General features: G+C 64.7%; 18 protein-coding genes. 13 read left to right on the top strand and 5 right to left on the bottom strand.

The annotated features are described in order from the left end of the window. Positions 1–127: 127 nt before the first annotated feature. Positions 128–1,027, top strand: a complete 900-nt coding sequence (locus ACX80G_RS08555) for a sulfurtransferase (RefSeq protein ID WP_459307218.1) — start codon at positions 128–130, stop codon at positions 1,025–1,027. After that, entirely contained in the window at positions 1,021–1,467 is a 447-nt protein-coding gene (locus tag ACX80G_RS08550) for a SufE family protein (RefSeq protein WP_459307272.1), read from the top strand. The genes ACX80G_RS08555 and ACX80G_RS08550 overlap by 7 nt, the downstream gene beginning before the upstream one ends. Before the next feature lie 18 nt (positions 1,468–1,485). Here the strand turns inward: ACX80G_RS08550 and ACX80G_RS08545 are convergent, their stop codons facing one another. Beyond that, positions 1,486–2,727 (bottom strand): alpha/beta hydrolase family protein, encoded by a 1,242-nt coding sequence (locus tag ACX80G_RS08545; protein ID WP_459307217.1) that lies wholly within the window; start codon positions 2,725–2,727, stop codon positions 1,486–1,488. Positions 2,728–2,840: 113 nt separating this feature from the next. Here ACX80G_RS08545 and ACX80G_RS08540 point away from each other — a divergent pair, with 113 nt between their 5' ends. From ACX80G_RS08540 to ACX80G_RS08525, 4 genes are all read left to right on the top strand, one after another. Continuing rightward, positions 2,841–3,332 carry a putative universal stress family protein gene (locus tag ACX80G_RS08540; RefSeq protein WP_459307216.1) on the top strand — a complete coding sequence of 164 codons (492 nt, stop codon included), beginning with the start codon at positions 2,841–2,843 and terminating at the stop codon, positions 3,330–3,332. A 14-nt stretch (positions 3,333–3,346) separates the two neighbouring features. Beyond that, a complete protein-coding gene (gene msrB / locus ACX80G_RS08535) occupies positions 3,347–3,769 on the top strand; it encodes a peptide-methionine (R)-S-oxide reductase MsrB (RefSeq protein WP_459307215.1) in 423 nt (140 codons plus the stop codon). Positions 3,770–3,898: 129 nt separating this feature from the next. Further along, a complete protein-coding gene (locus ACX80G_RS08530; protein ID WP_459307214.1) occupies positions 3,899–5,305 on the top strand; it encodes a DUF6421 family protein in 1,407 nt (468 codons plus the stop codon). Continuing rightward, on the top strand, positions 5,302–6,054 hold the full coding sequence (locus ACX80G_RS08525; RefSeq protein WP_459307213.1) for an SDR family NAD(P)-dependent oxidoreductase: 753 nt from the start codon (positions 5,302–5,304) through the stop codon (positions 6,052–6,054). The genes ACX80G_RS08530 and ACX80G_RS08525 overlap by 4 nt, the downstream gene beginning before the upstream one ends. Before the next feature lie 12 nt (positions 6,055–6,066). Here ACX80G_RS08525 and ACX80G_RS08520 read toward each other — a convergent pair whose 3' ends face one another. Continuing rightward, entirely contained in the window at positions 6,067–7,698 is a 1,632-nt protein-coding gene (locus ACX80G_RS08520; protein WP_459307212.1) for a sulfatase-like hydrolase/transferase, read from the bottom strand. Positions 7,699–7,854: 156 nt separating this feature from the next. On the opposite strand from ACX80G_RS08520, the gene ACX80G_RS08515 reads away from it, so the two are divergent. From ACX80G_RS08515 to ACX80G_RS08495, 5 genes are all read left to right on the top strand, one after another. Continuing rightward, the gene (locus tag ACX80G_RS08515; RefSeq protein ID WP_459307211.1) at positions 7,855–8,940 is read left to right on the top strand and encodes a threonine aldolase family protein; all 1,086 of its coding nucleotides are present in this window, start codon (positions 7,855–7,857) and stop codon (positions 8,938–8,940) included. 140 nt (positions 8,941–9,080) lie between these two features. Further along, positions 9,081–9,689, top strand: a complete 609-nt coding sequence (locus ACX80G_RS08510; protein WP_459307271.1) for a DUF3000 domain-containing protein — start codon at positions 9,081–9,083, stop codon at positions 9,687–9,689. Positions 9,690–9,771: 82 nt separating this feature from the next. Next, positions 9,772–11,079 carry an HRDC domain-containing protein gene (locus ACX80G_RS08505; RefSeq protein WP_459307210.1) on the top strand — a complete coding sequence of 436 codons (1,308 nt, stop codon included), beginning with the start codon at positions 9,772–9,774 and terminating at the stop codon, positions 11,077–11,079. A gap of 116 nt (positions 11,080–11,195) precedes the next feature. Further along, positions 11,196–12,455 (top strand): thiolase family protein, encoded by a 1,260-nt coding sequence (locus tag ACX80G_RS08500; RefSeq protein WP_459307209.1) that lies wholly within the window; start codon positions 11,196–11,198, stop codon positions 12,453–12,455. After that, a complete protein-coding gene (locus tag ACX80G_RS08495; RefSeq protein WP_459307208.1) occupies positions 12,452–14,563 on the top strand; it encodes a 3-hydroxyacyl-CoA dehydrogenase NAD-binding domain-containing protein in 2,112 nt (703 codons plus the stop codon). Before ACX80G_RS08500 ends, ACX80G_RS08495 begins: the two co-directional genes overlap by 4 nt. A 100-nt stretch (positions 14,564–14,663) precedes the next feature. Here the strand turns inward: ACX80G_RS08495 and ACX80G_RS08490 are convergent, their stop codons facing one another. Together ACX80G_RS08490 and ACX80G_RS08485 are read right to left on the bottom strand one after the other, a co-directional pair. Further along, positions 14,664–15,974 carry an ABC transporter permease gene (locus tag ACX80G_RS08490; RefSeq protein WP_459307207.1) on the bottom strand — a complete coding sequence of 437 codons (1,311 nt, stop codon included), beginning with the start codon at positions 15,972–15,974 and terminating at the stop codon, positions 14,664–14,666. Continuing rightward, positions 15,971–16,639 carry an ABC transporter ATP-binding protein gene (locus ACX80G_RS08485; protein WP_459307206.1) on the bottom strand — a complete coding sequence of 223 codons (669 nt, stop codon included), beginning with the start codon at positions 16,637–16,639 and terminating at the stop codon, positions 15,971–15,973. Before ACX80G_RS08485 ends, ACX80G_RS08490 begins: the two co-directional genes overlap by 4 nt. Positions 16,640–16,835: 196 nt before the next feature. Here ACX80G_RS08485 and ACX80G_RS08480 point away from each other — a divergent pair, with 196 nt between their 5' ends. Next, a complete protein-coding gene (locus ACX80G_RS08480) occupies positions 16,836–18,125 on the top strand; it encodes a sensor histidine kinase (RefSeq protein WP_459307205.1) in 1,290 nt (429 codons plus the stop codon). Then, positions 18,031–18,714, top strand: coding sequence for a response regulator transcription factor (locus ACX80G_RS08475; protein ID WP_459307204.1), 684 nt, complete (start codon positions 18,031–18,033; stop codon positions 18,712–18,714). The genes ACX80G_RS08480 and ACX80G_RS08475 overlap by 95 nt, the downstream gene beginning before the upstream one ends. Here ACX80G_RS08475 and ACX80G_RS08470 read toward each other — a convergent pair. Beyond that, positions 18,711–19,139: a hypothetical protein gene (locus tag ACX80G_RS08470; RefSeq protein ID WP_459307203.1), complete on the bottom strand. Its 429-nt coding sequence runs from the start codon at positions 19,137–19,139 to the stop codon at positions 18,711–18,713. The genes ACX80G_RS08475 and ACX80G_RS08470 overlap by 4 nt on opposite strands. Positions 19,140–19,173: the final 34 nt, after the last annotated feature.

The raw sequence follows: 19,173 nt of genomic DNA, 5'->3' as shown, positions 1-19,173 counted from the left end.
TGGCCGGGCGCCCTCATGCCGCCCGCCGGTGAGCAATCATGGCGCACTGTGGACGCCCCGGAAAAAATTGTGGGTGCCCGTGGTTAGGCTAGTAGAGACCACACATACATCACGAGGAAGGCCACGGATGTCAGTCGCAGCAGATCCCAATGAGAAATTCGCTCACTATGCCCACCCGGAACGGCTCGTCACCACGGACTGGCTGGCGGAGAATCTTGATACCCCGTCGCTGGTCGTCGTCGAATCCGATGAGGATGTGCTGCTCTACAACACCGGCCACATCCAGGGAGCGGTGAAGGTGGACTGGCACACCGATCTCAATGATGAGGTCACCCGCGATTACGTTGACGGCGCAGCGTTTGCCCGGTTGATGTCAACCAAGGGCATCTCCCGGGACTCGACGGTGGTGATTTACGGCGACAAGAGCAACTGGTGGGCCGCCTACGCGCTCTGGGTGTTCACCCTGTTCGGCCACGAGGACGTCCGGTTGCTCGACGGTGGCCGCGACAAGTGGTTGGCCGAGGGAAGGCCAACCACCACCGAGGTGCCCGCCGCCCAGACCACCGACTACCCGGTAGTGGAACGCAACGACCCTCCCATCCGCGCCTATCTGAGTGACGTCCTGGATCATTTCGGAAAGCCTCTGATCGACGTCCGCTCAGTGGAGGAGTACACCGGTGCACGCACCCATATGCCTGCCTACCCCGAGGAGGGCGCACTCCGGGGGGGCCATATTCCATCGGCCGCGTCGGTGCCGTGGGCCCGCGCCGCCGCCGAGGACGGCACCTTCCGAAGTAGGAGTGAGCTCGACGCCATCTACCGCGACGAGGTTGGCTTGAAGGATGACGACGACGTTGTTGCCTACTGCCGGATCGGGGAACGGTCCAGCCACACCTGGTTTGTCCTGTTCCACCTGCTGGGGTTCACCAAGGTACGCAATTACGACGGGTCCTGGACCGAGTGGGGCAACGCTGTGCGGGTCCCCATCGTCAAAGGTGAAGAGCGCGGCGAGGTTCCGGTATCGTGACCACGCCGCTTCCCAACAAGTTGGAAGAGATTGTCGAGGACTTTCAGGCTCTCGACGAACCCGACCGGCTGCAATTGTTGCTCGAGTTCTCTCAGGGGCTCCCCGAACTCCCACAACACCTTCGGGAGCACCCGGAGTTGCTGCAACAGGTGGTCGAATGCCAGACGCCCCTATTCCTTAACGTCGAGATCGGCGGGGACCCCGAGCGGATTGTGCACCTGCACTTTTCAGCGCCACCGGAGGCGCCCACCACCCGTGGGTTCGCTGGCGTGCTGCTGGAGGGCCTGGACGGGCTGCCTTCCGCTGATATCCTCGCCGTCCCCGACGATGTACCGGATCGGCTGGGGCTCACCCGGGCCATCACCCCGCTGCGCATGCGCGGAATGACCGCGATGCTGGGTCGGATCAAACGGACGGTGCGGGCCGGGCAGCCGGCCTAGCCCGGCTTCCTCGCGCGGTCAGGCCCGGACGCCCGGCCGGGCACGACCGTGAAGGACCGGGGCGAGCCAGGCGGCCACCGTCTGCTCCCACTTCACCGGGTCGACGTTCCACTCCTTGGTGTGCCGGGCCCGGTGAAACCGTTCGAAGGTCACGAAAGCCGGGTTTTTTTCGGCTAGTTCGGCTGATGGACCCACCGGGACGAATTCGTCGTCCTCGCTGTGAATGATCAGGGTCGGGATGGTCAGCTGCTCGGCGCGGGCCACCCAGTCCAGACTCTTCAGGTCGAGCGGCGCCGCCAGCCCGGTGACTTTACGGCCCGCGCGGTTGGTCAAGAGCCATTGGCCCAGCCGGCCGATCGACGCCGGGATGCGGTTGAGCTGCGCGTGATGTGCGAGGACCTCGATCCAGTTGACCACCGGACCATCGAGCACAAGTGCCTTGATCCGCTGGCGGTGCCGGGAAAGGTCGGCGGTCTGGAGGCAGATCGCGCCGCCCATCGACCAGCCGAAAAGCACCACGCCCTCGGCGCCGTGGGCCACTGCGTAGTCAATGGCCGCCTCGACATCGCGCCATTCGGTCATCCCCAGCCCATACCTGCCGTCGGCAGCGTACGGGGCTTCGCCGTCGTTCCGGTACGAGGCCAGCAGGCAGGTCATCCCGAGCGAGCGCGCCAGCCGCACGGCCCGCAGGCCCTCGGTCCGCTGCACTCCCCGGCCATGGACCATCACCGCCCAATCTTTAGATAATCCCTCCGCCCGGATCAGCCAGGCGGGGGCTACTCCCCCCTCGACAGGAATACCCACCTCCTCCTCGGCGAAGCCAAGCGATGACGGCGAAGGGTAGACCGCACCGCTCCACCATCCCCGGGTAGCGCCGGGCAGCCGGCCCGAGTAGACGGCCTCCACCTCGCGCTGAACGGTTCCCTCACGAGGAACGTAGGACCGGATTGCTCCGATCCGGGCGTGCCCGCGGCCGCCGTCGAAGTAGAGGCTGTACGTTCCCTCGACCGTGGTGTCGTCGTTTGCCGGGAGGATGACCTGTTGTCCCGTGCCTGTTCCGATCACCGCAAGAATGTCGAGGTTCTCATCTCTCACGCGTGCCGGTGTGACCACCTGCCGTGCGAAGTGGGCGGCAAGACCTGAGGTGGCGGCAGCGACCGTTGACCCGACGGCACCACCAATCCCGACCCCAAGCATGGTCCATTTGACCCAGGGTGCGGTTTCGGTCGGCGCCGACGACGGGACGCGAAGTTTAGGCATACCCCATTCTTGCCTGACGTTCCACGGATCGTCGACACACAGGGCGGGGTGTCGCGCCGGCCCCATGGTGCCGGTTGCTAGGGCGCGGGCGGCTTGAGCACTAGTCTTGGCTCATGGCCGAGACGATAGTGGTACTGACCGAAGAAAGCCTCAACGACGCTGATGCAAAGAATCTGTCGACCCTTGTCGGTGACGAGCCGGCCACGTTGCTGGTGTTGATCCCTGACGACCGCCACAAGAATGTGCTGGCCGAGTTCTTTCACCATCTGAGCCTCCTGGAATTTTCCGGTGCGTTCCGCGATCTGTCCCAGGGGCAGCCTTCGGCACAGGAGTCACGGGTCAGCGCAGAGGCGGCGCTTGAGGCATCGATGCGGGTGGCTGAGTCCCACGGACTTCCGGCGCGCGGGTTCGTCGCGTCTGGCAACGCCGTCGAAGCCTTGGTGGAGGCAGTCGCCGAACATGACGCCCGCCAGGCTGTCGTTATCACCCGTCCACACGCCGTCGCCGACACGCTGCACACCGACTGGGCTAATCAGGCACAGGACCGGCTGGGAGTGCCTGTGCTGCACCTCTACTCCGGTTCGGGATTTATCGGCGGTTCCTAGGCGTTGAAGAAACCATGAGCACAACAGAACCCAGCGATGTCCCTGTCCAGAAGACCGACGACGAGTGGCGTTCAGAGCTGACAGCTGAGGAATACCGCGTCCTTCGCCAGGCCGGCACGGAACGTCCCTATACCGGCGAGTACTACGAAAACGACACCAAAGGTGTCTACCAGTGTCGCGCGTGCGGCCATGAGCTGTTCACCAGCAACGAGAAGTTCGATTCGCATTGTGGCTGGCCGTCCTTCTGGGCCCCGCTGGCTGAGGACACCGTCCGATACCTGCATGACACGTCCATGGGCATGAAGCGTACCGAGGTCCGGTGCGCGAACTGCGATTCGCACCTGGGCCACCTTTTCGAGGGCGAGGGTTACGGCACCCCCACCGATCAGCGGTTCTGCATCAACTCGGTCTCCATGAAACTGGTCGAACAGGCCTAGGCCGCTGGCGATCGGGAGGTCCAGCACATCTGGGCCTCCCGTCCGGGCAGAGCCCGAGCTGCATAAGAGTTACTTAGGCTTGCAGTCTTTTTCGGTAAGTAAACCTTTTTAGTTGCTACGCTCGCTTCTATGACCTCGACGACCATAGACACCAGCCCCACCGCGGCCGGACCCGCCACGCTTCCTGCCGTCTCGTGCGCTGAGGCGCCCGAGAAGTCACTGGCCTGGCATCAGCTCAAGACCGCGGCCTCGACGTTGCAGGCCCTCCAGGTTAAGGACGGGTCCGTCCCGGAGCCGTCGGACCTCCCCGCCGCAGCTGGGTTGGTCACCGCCATCATTGACGCCATCGAGACCCTGTCGCCGGCCTTCCCTCACGACGCCGCCTACCTCGGCGCCCTGGTCGGGGATTTCCGCGCCTGGCAGGCGACGAGTTTCGGTGTGCCCGACTTCCTCAATTCCCTCCTGCAGTTCCAGCCACAGCAGCACCGGGTCGACGGTCTGCGGCATCTGGTGGTGTTCCCGATGTACACCCAGAACGGAAGCACCAACCGACTGGTCGAAGCAGTCCTAATCGAGGTGCTCTGGCCGGAATTCATCGCCGAACTGGAAGCCGGCGATTACTCCAACAGACTCTTCGTCCCGATCCGGTTCCTCGACTTCACCGCCGGATATGACACCAACTCGGCTGTCCTCTTCCCCGAGACGGTTGCCGTCAGCACCACTCCGCAGTTCACCTGGGGCGCCATCTTCGCCGACCGTGAAGCGGCACGCTTCCGCCGGGTGGTCACCGCCGCAGCCGACATCACCAAACTGGAGCTCCCGGCAGAAGCCGCTGAACTGGTTGCGGACCAGCAGCTCGCCGAGCGCACCTTTGTCATGTGGGACCTCATTCACGACCGCACCCACATGCGCGGGGACCTGCCCTTCGACCCGTTCATGATCAAGCAGCGGATGCCCTACTTCCTGTACTCCCTCGAGGAACTCAGGTGTGACCTGACCGCCTTCCGCGAATCGGTGAAGATTGCCCATAACGAATCAGAGCCGGACGAAACCCGCCGCCACGCCCGGCTGGTGCAGTACGCGGTCATCTTCGACAGGATCTTCCGCTTCTCCATCACCGGCAGCAGGGTCAGGAACTACGACGGGCTGGGGGGTCAGCTCCTGTTCGCATGGCTGCACCAGCACCACGTGCTGCACTGGACCGACAGCCGCCTCAGCATTGACTGGGACGAGGTTCCCGACGTCGTCATTGCCCTCGGTGAGAAGATCGAGGAGCTGTACTGGCGGTCCATCGACCGCCCGAAGACTGCCCACTGGCTTGCCGCCTATGACCTGGTCACCGAAACGGTGACGCCCCACCCTGCGTCGGTGTGGGCTAAAGGTCCCGACGCTCTCGAACTGACCGGCCCGCCCCGCGGGCTGACCGACGCCGTCCTGGACGACGAATTCCCGCTCTCCATGTTCTTTGAGGCCCTTGACCGCAAGATGAAGCAGGTTATCGAGTCGACCGCCGGGATCACCGGAACCGCCGCGTGAACGCCGGTGCCCCCACGCTGGACGGCCTGACCGTTGTCGTGGCCGGCGCCGCGGGGGCATCGGGCATCGCCTGCGTCACCCTGCTGAGGCAGCACGGTGCTTCAGTGGTGGCCGTCGGCTCGGATAAGGGCAGGCTGGACCGCGCCCTGGGACACCTCAAGGAGGTGGACCGCAGGGTCTGCGACCTCGCCGACGCACCGGCAGTCGATGACCTGGCCCGCGCGCTCACGGCCGACTACCCCTCGATCGATGGCCTCATTCACTTGGTGGGAGGGTGGCGCGGCGGCAGCGGGATCACCGGACAGTCCGACGACGACTACGAGGCCCTTCACACCAGCGGGCTCACCACCCTCAGAAACACCAGCCGTGCCTTCTACGCAGCACTTGTTGCCTCCCGGACCGGCCGGCTGGCGATCGTCTCCTCCACCGCCGTGGACAGCCCGACGGCGGCTGTCGCCTCCTATGCGGCGGTCAAGGCGGCCGCGGAAACCTGGACCCGGGCGGTGGCCGACGGATTTCGGCGCGACCAGCAGACAGCGGATGGCTCCAGCACCACCGCCTCGGGCCCGACGTCGGCGGCCACCATTGTGGTAGTCAAGGCACTCGTCGACGACGCGATGCGAACCGCCCACCCGGACCGCACGTTCCCCGGCTACACCCACGTCGATGACCTCGCGGCGGCGGTAGTCGGACTCTTCGCCGAGGACGCGCCAGCCATCAATGGCCAGCGCATCGTCCTGGCGGGCTAAAGACGGGCGGCGCTATTGCTCGGCGGCGTCCTCGCCAGCCCAGGCATTCGCGTAAAACTGCTGAGAGAGCGACTTCACCAGCTCGGCATAGGGTCCCGGCCGCAAGGCCTGTGCTGAGTCGGCCGGGACCTTCGAAGCGAAAGCTGACACGCCCAACCCTGCCTCCTGATCTACGGCGGTCAGTCCGACGGCGTCCAGGATTGTCGGATACATGTTTAACTGGTCCATTCGGGGCCGCAGGATGCCGCCCCTGTCCCTGCCCGGAACCCAGATCCGATTGAAGATGGTGCGGTCGGGGTTGTTCGCCAGCTGCTCCTGGAAAGCATGTCCGCCTCCCAGCTGCTTAAGGTGGTCACCCATAATCACCACGGCGGTGTCGTCGAGATAGCCCTGCCGCCGCAGATGGTCCACAAATCCGGCCACCTGCGTCAGGGAACAGGCGAACACGGAGGTGACCTCACTCTGCGTATCCACAGAGCAGTAGTCAAAGATATGCACCGGCTCATGGGTATCGAGCGTCAGCAGGGAGAGGTTGAACGGCCGGCCGGTCCTTTCCGCCTCGGCGTGCAGTTCGTCGACCTCGTCCCTGGCGTTCGCCAGGAGGCGTTCATCGCTGAGGCCCCAGTCACTGCGGAAGGCCTTTTTCGGCTCGCCGGCGGCGCGCCAGTGGGATAGATCCTTTACCCTCGAGTAACCGTGGTTGCCCAGGAAGACGTTCTTCGCGGCGAAGGAAGAGTTGGCCCCACCCAGGAAAACGTTCGTGTAGCCGTGCCCGGCCAGGACATCGCCCAGGCAGGTGGATCCACCGAGGTAGGTGTCGACGTTGCCGCCGAGAGCGTTGTATGCGCCGCCGCCCGAGGCGGCGCCAATGCCCTTCAGCGGGATGCCGCACTGCGTCGAGACGAGTCCGGACATGGTCCAGCCTCCCCCCTCGTACTGCGTGAGGTCGGCCACGCTCTGCCAGCCGTCTGATGCGTCGGTCACCGCCTTGAGGGGAGCAAAGGCGTCCTTCTCGAAGAGCTGGTCGTCTGCGAGGGTGGCCTCACCGGATTCGAGATAGATCAGCACCAGGTTGCGCTTGTTGGCGTCGTCGGTGACGATTGGCTCCACATAGAAGTCACCGACGTCGTACTCGGAATTGGCCGCGTCAATGTAGTCCCTCACGCCCACGGTGCTGGCAAAAGCGCTGGTACCGCCGACAACTATCGCGGCGACCAGGCTGGAGGAGATGGTGCGCGTGATCCACGGCGAGCGACGAGGACGGAGGCTGTCGCCGGTGCGGCGGCGCTTGCGGCGCCGCACCGATCGCCACAGGGCTATCCCGACCGTGATGAGCAGGGGCAACACCCCGATTCCCAGAACACTGATCCAGACAATGGATCCGCCACCGCCGTCGGTTTCCACTGACACAATGTTCAGGAGCATCTGGTTGACGGAAATTTCGCCCCAGTGGGAACGAATGATGACGGCGGCCATGAGCAGTGCGATGCCCGCGCCGATGAGAAAGTGCACCACAATGAGTCCCACGACGACGCCGGTTCGTCGGATCACGTGAAGAGTACGGTCGAGCATGGCACCCCCTGCCGTCCAGGTGCCTGCATAGTCACCGAACACCCTTGACATCCGGCCCGTCTTCGGGCTCACAGCAGCGTAGTCCCGTTTCCCGTCTTGTTCAACAGAAATTCAACTGTTCGTCGTGAATCGTTCACCGCGCCGTTATGTGAGTGGTGTGACCGGCCGTGAGTGGACTTATCTGCCGAGGACTTTTAACGGACACGCCAGCTGAGTGATAATTGAGACGTGACTGAAACAATTGCGCCCTCTGCCTCCCTTCACAACCCCCACGTTCGCGGCTTCGCGTCGGATAACTACTCGGGTGTTCACCCCGAAGTCCTCGCTGCTCTGGCCGCCGCGAACGGCGGCCACCAGACCGCCTACGGCGACGACGTGTACACCCAGCGCCTCCAGGAAATCATGCGGGAACACTTTGGCCCGGGCACCGAAGTGTTTCCCGTTTTCAACGGAACTGGCGCCAACGTCCTCAGCCTGCAGTCCCTGCTGCCGCGATGGGGTGCTGTCATCTGCGCCCAGACCGCTCATATCAATAAGGACGAGAACGGGGCGCCCGAGCGTATCGGCGGGATCAAGCTCCTTGCAGTCCCCACCCCCGACGGCAAACTCACCCCGGAGCTGATCGACAGTGAAGCCTGGGGCTGGGGCGACGAGCACCGGGCGCAGCCCCTGGTTGTGTCCATCACGCAGACCACCGAGCTGGGAACCCTTTACACGGTTGAAGAGATCAGGGCGATCGCCGATCACGTGCACGCCCGTGGCATGCACCTGCACCTGGATGGTGCACGGATTGCCAATGCTGCGGCGGCCCTGAACCTGCCGTTGAGGGCCTTTACCCGGGACGCCGGCGTCGACATACTCACCTTCGGTGGGACCAAGAACGGACTCCTGTTCGGGGAATGCATTGTGGTCCTAAACCCTCAGGCGTCCACCGGGCTGACCTACCTCCGCAAAATGAACATGCAACTCGCCTCCAAAATGCGCTTCATCTCGGCCCAGCTGATCGCACTGCTGGAGGACGGGCTGTGGTTACGCTCAGCAGCCCACTCCAATGCAATGGCGGCCCGCCTCACGGCGCTGGTCAGCGAAATTCCCGGGGTGCAGCTCACGCAGCAGACAGCAGCCAATGCAGTCTTCGCGGTACTCCCCCGAGACGCAGCAGACCGGGTCCGCGAAGAGTTCACGTTTTACGACTGGGATGTCGTCACCGGCGAGGTGCGCTGGATGTGCTCCTTCGACACGACCGCCGAGGACGTGGACGCCTTCGCTGCCGCAATCCGCAGAGAGACAGCGGCCAGCGGGGACCAGAGCTAGGGCGCCCCCGCCCCCGCCCACCATCCGGATCGCTCCACCCCGCTGGCCCCATCTGGCTTCCTCCACCGGCGAGCCTGCCCGACGCGAAGGGCTGCATGCCATAGCCTTCGTGAGTGAGCGCAATTGGCGATCTAACCACGATGCCCCGTGACTTCCGGTCAGCCCTGACGGAACTCCGGCAGGCGAACTGCCGCAGCGAGATCCGGCTTGACGAAATTCCAGCCCCCTCGCGGCTAGCCCCGTATGCAGTGGCCCTGGGCGCGGAGGTCTTCCAGGCGGGACCGCAACGACTTCCGGTACACGGACCATCGAGAGCCGCATTCGCTGGAACAGAGCAGGAAGAATTGGCGACAGGGCGGTTCATCCTCCTTCATGACCCGAACGGTTCTGAGCTATGGGACGGCACCTTTCGGATTGTCACCTACATTCGGGCGCAACTCGAACCCGAGATGGGCAACGACTCGCTCCTGGGCTCGGTCGCGTGGACCTGGCTGGTGGAAGCCCTCCAGAACCACGGTGCCGAGTACGGATCCGCGGGCGGGACAGCCACCCGAATCCTGTCGGAAAGCTACGGGACCCTGACCGACAGACCGGACAGCATCGACATCGAGCTGCGTGCCTCTTGGACTCCTGACTCATCGATGGTGGCGAATCATCTTGAGGCCTGGGCTGACATGGTCTGCACCTTCGCGGGCCTGCCACCGCTCCCGGACGGTGTGGTGTCGCTGCCAAACCGGCGCAGAAACTAGCGCCAACGCACCGATGACCCATCCGAAGCTCGGCGAGATGCTGGCACGGCCGCCCAAACCGCGCGGCTAGACTGGATCAATCATGACCTCGCAGACTTCTGAGCCCACTGACGATCCCATTCCAGGTAGTGACGCACCCCTGCCGGACGTCGCGGAGCCTCTCCCGCTCCTCAAAGAACCCAAAGACGGGGTGCCGCTGGTCATCGACACCCAGGCCGGCCTCGAACGAGCGGCGCGGGCTTTGGCGCGGGGAACCGGCCCGGCCGGAGTCGATGCAGAGCGGGCTTCAGGGTTCCGCTACGGGCAACGCGCGTTTTTGGTGCAGATCCGCCGTGAAGGATCCGGCACCTGGCTGATCGACCCTGAGCCCTTCACTGACCTGCGCATCATCGATGAGGCGCTGCAGGGTGTCGAATGGATCCTTCACGCAGCGACCCAGGACCTCCCCTGCCTCTCAGAGCTAGGCATGTGGCCCGACCGCTTGTTCGACACCGAACTCGCGGCACGCATTGCGGGGCTGCCCCGGGTGGGACTGGCAGCGGTCATCGAAAGTCTGCTGGGCTACACTCTCGCCAAGGAACATTCTGCGGCCGACTGGTCCCGACGCCCTCTCCCCGAGCCATGGCTACGCTATGCGGCGCTCGACGTCGAAGTGCTCACCGAACTGCGCAGCGAACTGATCGACCTCCTGGCCCGAGAGGGCAAGCTCGACTTCGCCGAGCAGGAGTTCGAGCACATCCGCAACACCCCGCCCGCCGAGCCGCGCGTCGATCCCTGGCGTAGGAATTCGGGGCTGCATCAGATCCGTGACCGCCGCCAGCTGGCGGCGGTGCGTCAGCTGTGGTTGGAACGGGAGGATTTGGCGAAGAACCGGGACATTGCCCCCGGCAGGCTGATCCCCGATTCGGCAATCCTCGCGGCCGCCAAGGCCATGCCAGCGACAGTTCCCCAACTCCTGGGCACCAGCGGGTTTCATGGCCGCGCCGCGGCACGTGAGGCGCCGCGCTGGCTGCGCTGCATCAGCGACGCCCGATCACAAACGGAGCTGCCCGAACTCCAGCTTCCCACTAACTCACCGCCGCCACCGCGGGTCTGGGCCGACAAGGATCCCGAGGCTGCGGCGCGACTGGCAACCGCACGCCCCCGGCTGGCAGCCATCGCAGAGTCCCTGAATCTGCCGATCGAGAATTTGCTGACGCCGGATTATCTGCGGCGAGTGGCCTGGCGGCCGCCAGCCGAAATCACCCTCGAGTCGCTCAGCGCGGCGCTTGCGGACCTGGGCGCCCGCCCGTGGCAGGTCGAGACGACCGCAGCAGTGCTGACCGTGGCCTTCCTTGATCCCGATCCCCTGCCCGAGAAAGTCGCCAGAACCGCCAACTCCTCCAGCTAGAGCGGGCTCAACAATGGCTGTCTCTCCCTGCCGTCCTTGCGGCCTAAGTTACCCGCTAGTAACATAGGGTCGAATCGTCATCTCAGATCGAACAAAGATTCAATGAGGAGCAACAGGTGAGCACCACTACAGTGCCAGCACAGACCGGTGCAGGCCGCCGGATCAGGGACGTCGTTTTTGTCGACGGCGTCCGGACTCCGTTCGGCAAAGCCGGCGAAAAGGGCATCTACGCGGGCGTCCGTGCAGACGACCTGGTGGTGAAGTGCATCCGCGACCTGATGCGTCGCAACCCCACGCTTCCTCCAGAGCGGATTGACGACGTCGCCATCGCCGCCACCACTCAGACCGGGGACCAGGGCCTCACCATCGGGCGGACCGCCGCCCTCCTGGCAGGTCTCCCCCGTTCGGTCCCCGGCTTCGCTATCGACCGGATGTGCGCCGGCGCCATGACCGCGGTGACGACGACGGCGTCGGGCATCGCGTTTGGCGCCTACGACGTGGTGATCGCTGGCGGCGTCGAGCACATGGGTAACCACCCGATGGGCGCTGACACCGACCCGAATCCCCGATTCATGTCCGAGCGGCTGGTTGACCCTGCCGCCCTAAACATGGGCAACACGGCTGAGAACCTGCACGACCGCTTCCCCGCCATCACCAAGGACCGCGCCGACGCGTACGCCGTTGCCAGTCAGACGAAGCTTGCAGCCGCCTACGCCAGCGGCCAGATCCAGCCTGATCTGGTTCCCGTCGCCTCCCGGAAGGACGGCACAGGCTGGACCGTCAACACCGTCGACGAACCGCCCCGCCCCGGCACTACCACCGAGGACCTTGCCGCACTGCGCACCCCCTTCCGTTCCCACGGCCGGGTCACCGCTGGCAACGCTGCCGGGCTGAACGACGGCGCCACGGCCGCGTTGCTCGCCTCTTCGGATGCCGCGGCGGAGCTGGGTTTGCCTGCCAAAATGCGCCTGGTCGCCTACGCTTTCGCCGGCGTCGAGCCTGAGGTGATGGGGATCGGCCCGGTTCCCGCCACGGAGAAGGCACTGCGGCAGGCCGGTCTGTCCATCGACGACATTGGCTTGTTTGAAATCAACGAGGCGTTCGCCGTCCAGGTGCTCTCGTTCCTGGACCACTTCGGCATCGCCGACGACGATCCCCGCGTCAACCGTTACGGTGGCGCCATCGCCGTCGGGCATCCGCTGGCCTCCTCGGGTGTGCGGCTGATGCTGCAGCTTGCCCGCCAGTTCGACGAGGACCCATCGGTGCGGTACGGCATGACCACCATGTGCATCGGCCTGGGCATGGGTGCCACCGTCATCTGGGAGAACCCCCACCACCCCGACTACTCGTCGACCGCAGCGGAGGACGCAGCATGAGCTTTGACCGTTATGAAGAACTCGCAGCGCTGGTCCCTGACGAGGTGATCACCCACTCCTACGTTCAGGACATTCCGCTAGCCCACGACGCCGGTATCCTCGCCCTCATCACCCTGGATAACGGGCTGGACCACACCAAACCCACCACCCTCGGCCCGAACACGCTGATCGGGCTGGGCCGGGTCCTTGAGGGGCTCAAAGCCCGCGCCGCGAACGGCGAACTGGCCGCCGTGGGCATCACCGGAAAACCACACTTCCTGGTGGCCGGCGCCGACCTGTCGGCGGTCAAGTCGCTCAGGGCTGCCCACTACGGCCGGCTGATGGCCGAACTGGGCCACGAAGCCTACAACCTGCTCGGCACTCTGGGCGTCCCCAGCTTCGCCTTCATCAACGGTGTGGCACTCGGTGGCGGCCTGGAGGTTGCCCTTGCAGCCGACTACCGCACCATTTCCACCGGGGCCAAGGGCATTGGTCTGCCCGAAGCCTTCATCGGCCTGGTTCCGGGCTGGGGTGGGGTCTACCGACTTCCGCGCCTGATTGGACCCGCCGCGGCGGTGAAGGTCATGATTGAGAACCCACTGAGCAATAACCGGATGCTCGACGGGCGGGCCGCTTTCGGGATGGGCATCGCCGATGTCCTGCTCGAGCCGGCCGACTTCCTTGAGCAATCACTCGCCTGGGCGGCCGAGGTGCTCAACGACCCGTCGGCTGTTCATACCCGCCGCGCCGGCCCTGCCACGTACACGGACGGCGACTGGGATGCGGCGGCCGCCGCGGGGCGTGCCTTCGTTGCTGCCAAGACCTCCAACGCTGCACCAGCACCGGGTAGGGTGCTGGACCTGTTTGAGGCCGGGAAGAGCTTCACCGGCGAAGAGTCAGCCGCCGCCGAGTGCGCGGCACTGACCGAGCTCATGCAGACCCCAGAGTTCCACTCGACCGTCTACGCCTTCCTGGATCTGGTTCAGAAGCGGGCCAAGCGCCCGGCCGGCGCACCCGACCGCAAACTGGCGCGCAAGGTGACGAAGGTCGGCGTCGTTGGCGCAGGCTTGATGGCCGGACAACTCGCTCTGCTGTTCGCCCGTCAGCTCAAGGTCCCGGTGGTCCTCACCGACATCGACCAGCAGCGCGTCGATAAGGGCGTGGCCTATGTTCATGCCGAGGTGGACAAGCTGCTGTCAAAGCAGCGGCTCTCTGCCGATGCGGCAAACCGCACGAAGGCGCTGGTCACCGGGTCGGTCTCCAAGGAGGCGTTCGCCGATGCGGACTTCGTCATCGAGGCCGTCTTTGAGGAGCTGGGCGTCAAGAAGACTGTCTTCGCCGAGGTGGAAGCTGTGGTGTCGTCCGAGTGCATTCTCGCCACCAACACCTCCTCGCTGTCCGTCACTGAGATGGCGGCGGACCTGGGCCACCCGGAGCGGGTGGTGGGGTTCCACTTCTTTAACCCGGTGGCTGCGATGCCACTGCTGGAGATTGTCAAGGCTCCGCACACCGACGACGCCGTCCTGGCGACGGCCTTTGCACTGGCCAAGGAACTGAAGAAATCTGCGGTGCTGGTCCAGGATGCGACAGCGTTTGTGGTGAACCGGATTCTTGGCCGGATGTTCGGTGAGATCACTGCTGTCTTCGACGAGGGCACCGATGCGGCGACCGCCGATGATGCGCTGCGCCCGATGGGGTTGCCGATGACTCCGTTCAGGCTGCTAGCCCTGGTGGGCCTGCCGGTCGGCCAGCATGTGCAGGAGTCCCTGCATGCTGCGTTCGGCGACCGTTTCCACGTTTCAGGGAACCAGCAGAAACTGATCGACGCGGGGATCAAGGGCCTCTGGGTGAAGGGGGACGACGGCGCTGAGACGGTTCCGCCGTCAACTCTGGCGTTGATGTCGCGCGGAGATTCGGCGTCAGACAGCGCCGAGGTGCTGCGCCGGACCCAGGATGCGCTTGCTGATGAGATTGGCCGGATGCTTGCTGAGGGTGTGGTTGCTGCTCCCGAAGATATTGACCTGTGCGTCATCCTGGGTGCTGGCTGGCCATTCCACCTCGGCGGCATCACCCCGTACCTGGATCGGGTGGGGGCCTCCGAGCGGGTCAACGGGAAGACCTTCCACTAGCCGGGCTGGCACGACACCCCCACCACCAAACGACCCGGCGTCCGCACCTGTCAGATGCCGACGGCGGGTCGTTGTCGTTCCAAGGCGGACCTTACCGGGTCTATTCGTACCGCAGCGATTCTACCGGATCGGCTTTCGCTGCCCGTGCTGCGGGCAGGGTGCCCGCGAGCAACGCAATGCCCATCACCATCAGGATGATGACCCCGATGGACAGCGGGTCGAATGCGATCAGAGTGAGCCCGGGCAGGTCGGCCAGCAGCGAGCCGGCGAGAGCAGCGCTGATACCTATCCCCGCGAGAATCGCTCCCGCGGCTCCGATCGCGCTGCCGAGGAATCCGATGAAGGCTGCCTCAAGGCTGAAAAGACCGAACACCTTGCCGCTGCCCATCCCCATGGCCTTCATCAACCCGATCTCACGGGTGCGTTCCTGCACCGACGTAAGAAGTGTATTGACGATCCCGCAGCTGGCCGCCAGCAGCGCGATGACTGCGAAGGCATTCAAAACGAGCACTATCCCATCGATCACCGTCTTGACTGTTCCCAACTGGTCGGCGGCCGTAGCGCCCGTATAGCCCGCATCCGCAAGAACTGTTTTCAGGTCGGCGATCTGCTCCTCGCTTGCGGCCGGGTCGAACCAGACCGTTGCCTGGGCATACAGCTCCGCCTGACCCGCAGGCACCCCGATCTTTTGCGTCTGAAACAGTTCCTCGGTCAGTGAATCATTCGGCACAATCGCGGGCCCCGCTGGCGAGGCGATACTCTCCTCAGCTACGCCGCTGACCGTCGCTTCGATCACGTGCTGGGTGCGCAGCGAATCGGTCAGGGCGATCGTGACGGTCTGCCCGACGGCGTCGTCGTTGCCTGTAAATCCGAGCGCCTCCACATAGGAGGCAGGCAGCGCGAACTGGAACTCGCTCCCACTGGTGGACGGCTCGACGCCGGCGAGGAGATTGAGCGTCTGGCCGGCGACCAGACCGCCGATGCCGACAACATATCTGGTCCCGTCGCCGGCCTGAATGTAGTCGGCGGAGATTGCCTTGGTGGCCTCGACGTCGAGCACTCCGGCTATCCCCGCCAGCCCCTCAAGGTCATCCGGGTTCAGGGCCACCACTGTGGCACCGGGAGGACCCGGCTGGGCGCTTTCGATGGAGTCCGGGTTGTACTCGGTCGGACCCGAGTCAGCGGCGCCGAAGGGGGAGCCGGCATCTGATGGTTTCGTGACTGTCATGGTGTCGGAGGCACCCACGCCCGAGACGGTGTCGTCGATGTAGGAGTTGATGCCGGTACCCAGGCCGTTCGTGAGAGTCAGCGTGAACGCACCGACGAAGATCGCGAGGATCGTCAGGATGGTCCGGGTCTTCGACCGGAAAGTGCTCGACACAGCGGTTCCGACCAGGTCCACGATCCTCATGCCGCCACCGCTTCCGACCTGTTGACCAACTGGCCATCGCGGATGAGGATGCGGCGGTCGCACCTCGCTGCCAAGTCCTCGTCATGGGTCACCACGACCAGGGTGATACCGTTCTCGCGGTTGAGGGTAAGCAGCATGTCTTCGACCACCGCGCCAGTGCCGGTATCGAGATTGCCCGTCGGCTCATCGGCGAAGATGATGCGGGGAGTGTTCACCAGGGCACGGGCGATCACTGCCCGCTGTTTCTGGCCACCCGACAGGGTGGCCGCCTTACTGGTCGCCTTGTCAGCGAGCTCCAGTTGCTCCAACACTGCCATCGCCCGTCGCCGCCGTTCCACGCGACCGGCACCGGCAATCTTCAGGGGCAGCACCACGTTCTCCAGGACCGAAGCGTTGGCTGTCAGGAAGAACTGCTGGAAGACGAATCCGAAGATCCTATTACGTGTCCGGTCCAGCTGGCTGCCCCGGAGGGTGCTGGTATCGATGCCCTCGAGTTCCACCGCGCCGGAGCTCGGAACGTCAAGCAGGGCAAGCACATGCATCAACGTCGACTTACCCGATCCGCTTTTGCCGACAATCGCCACGCTTTCGCCTTCGAAGACGTCCAGGCTCACGCCCCTAAGAGCATCGAAGCGGTTTTGTCCGCGCCCGTACGATTTACTCACGTCCTTGACCGACATGATCGGTATCATCAGTGGTTCTCCTCACCAGATCCAGGCGTTTCCTTGACCCTTCCAGTGTCCCCACCGGAAACAACCGACGCGTCCCCCAACTGCGGACACCTGGCGTACCCTGACCGCGGTAGGTCGGGTACTCCGTGGGGTTGAGTCGCCCTGAGTAGATTCCCGGCATACTGAAGGAATGACCGACGCAAAGGAGTGGCCGCCTGAACGGCGCCGTCCACCCCGTCGTCCACCGTTTTGGGTGGGCGATCTCGGTGCAGCTTTGCTCATCATCGCCGCAGCGTTCGCCCCGTTTCCGGGGTCAGAATTCCGCCCGGGAAGCGGACTGGCAACCGTTCTGGTCATCGCCCCGGCCCTCGTGTTGCCTCTGAGACGCCGGTGGCCTGTTCCGGTGTTGGTTGCAGTCGTCGCGCTCTACGGTGCGGCGTGCCTCGCCGGCACCCTCTCGCCGGGCATAGTTGTCGCCGCCGCTATCGCGATCTTCGGGGTCGCCAGCACAACCACCCGACCAATTACCCTGATCGTGGCGTTTGCCACCCTGCCCGCCGTCGTCCTCTTCAGTCAGTTCGCTTCCGTCGGGAACATCGGTGAACCACCAGTCCTCCAGTTTGCCTTCATGATCGCTTTCGCCTCGGCGGCTGGAGATGCCTCGCGGTCACGGCAGGAGTACATCACGGCCATGACCGAGAGAGCGGAACGAGCCGAACAGACACGGGACGCGGAGGCCAGCCGCCGCGTGGCGGAGGAGCGGCTGCGGATCGCCCGCGACCTGCACGACGCCGTCGCCCATCAGATCTCGGTGATTAGTCTCAACGCCGGTGTCGCCTCGTCGGCACTCGAAACCCGTCCCGAGCGGGCCCGCGAGGCACTCGGGACCATCCGCAGTGCGTCTCGAACGGTGCTGAGCGAAATTGGGACACTTCTTGAGGTACTCCGCACCGACGACCGCAACGAAGACGCGAACATCCCGCAGCCCGGGCTTGATCGGCTTGATGATCTTCTGGCCCAGTTCTCTACTGTGGGACTTGTCAGCACCACCCGAGTCGATGGTCAGCTGTCGCGAGTAGGCAGCGCCACCGGGCTGGTGGCCTACCGCGTGATCCAGGAGGGCCTGACCAATGCGCACAAGCACGGCTCGGAGCACCGCGCGCACGTCCTGATCGTCGTCACAAAAGCCGATGTGACAATCATTGTCACTAATCCGGTTCACCCCGACGTAGCCCCACTTCATGACGACCAATCACCTCCCGGAGGTCACGGACTGCTGGGGATCAGTGAACGTGTCGCCGCTGTCCGCGGGACTGTCCAGGCCGGGAGCACCCCTGACGGCTGGCGCGTCTTGGCGACACTGCCCCTCACCACGAGGAACCCTCTTGACCACAGTGCTCGTCGTCGACGATCAGGCTCTGATCCGCCAGGCGGTCACCGACATCCTCTCGTCCGAGCCCGATATCACTGTGCTTGGTGAGGCAGTCAACGGGGCCACAGCGGTCACTCTGGCGCTGGAGCTCCGGCCCGACGTCGTGCTGATGGACATTCGGATGCCGGAACTCGATGGGATCGGCGCCACCGCTGCCATCTGCTCAAACCCCGATCTGACCGAGACCCGGGTACTCATCCTGACCACCTTTGAGGAGGACGAATACCTCATTGCCGCCCTTCGCGCCGGGGCCAGTGGTTTCATCGGCAAGGGGTCGGAGCCGGAGGAAATCGCTCGGGCAGTCCTCGCTGTACACGCAGGCGATTCCCTGTTGTCACCGACTGCCACCCGCAACCTCATCACCCGCTATGTGCTCCCCCCAACACCCGTTGCCGGCACTGGTACTACAACACCAGTGCCGCCGGAGCTCCGGCATCTGACCGACCGGGAGCGCGAAGTGCTGCTGCTGGTTGCCGGCGGACGTTCGAACCAGGACATCGCCGACCAGCTGGTCATCTCACCGCACACGGCGAAAACCCACATCAACCGGGTGATGACCAAGCTGCACGCCCACGACCGCGCCCAGCTCGTCATCACCGCCTACGAAACTGGGCTACTTTCTCCGGGGGAGCACTAACTATCGCCCCTCCTCCCAAGATAGGTGGCGCCGGAAACGGATCCGGACGGCGCGAGATCGGCAACGCGAAAAGGGCCGACGATGGCGAAGACCGGTACCCCTACCGTGCTGACAAGAAGAAGCGTGTCGATCATCGATGACGGCTCACCATTGTTGGCCACCGCGATCCCCTGTCCGAATGATGCCATGGAGGTGACCACCAGCAGCCCTGCCAGGCCCAGGGAGCCAGTGCTGACCCACACCGCCCAGGGCTGGTGGCTGCCACGGCTCCATACGTGACCAAACAGGACAACAGTCGCGGCGTACCCGAGTACCGCGGCAACCAGAAGAACCGTCACCACAGCCTGGGGTGCGATAACAATGCGTACGGCAATGGCAGCGGTTGTGAGGCCCACCGTCAGGCCAGCACCCATTTCCTGCGACATCCGGCGACTCGGCACCCAGCGCCGGCGTTCGAAG

This window comes from Arthrobacter glycogeni, assembly GCF_054510815.1.
Note: the sequence above shows the minus strand (reverse complement) of the source record. Positions and strands in the feature narration are given on the sequence as shown.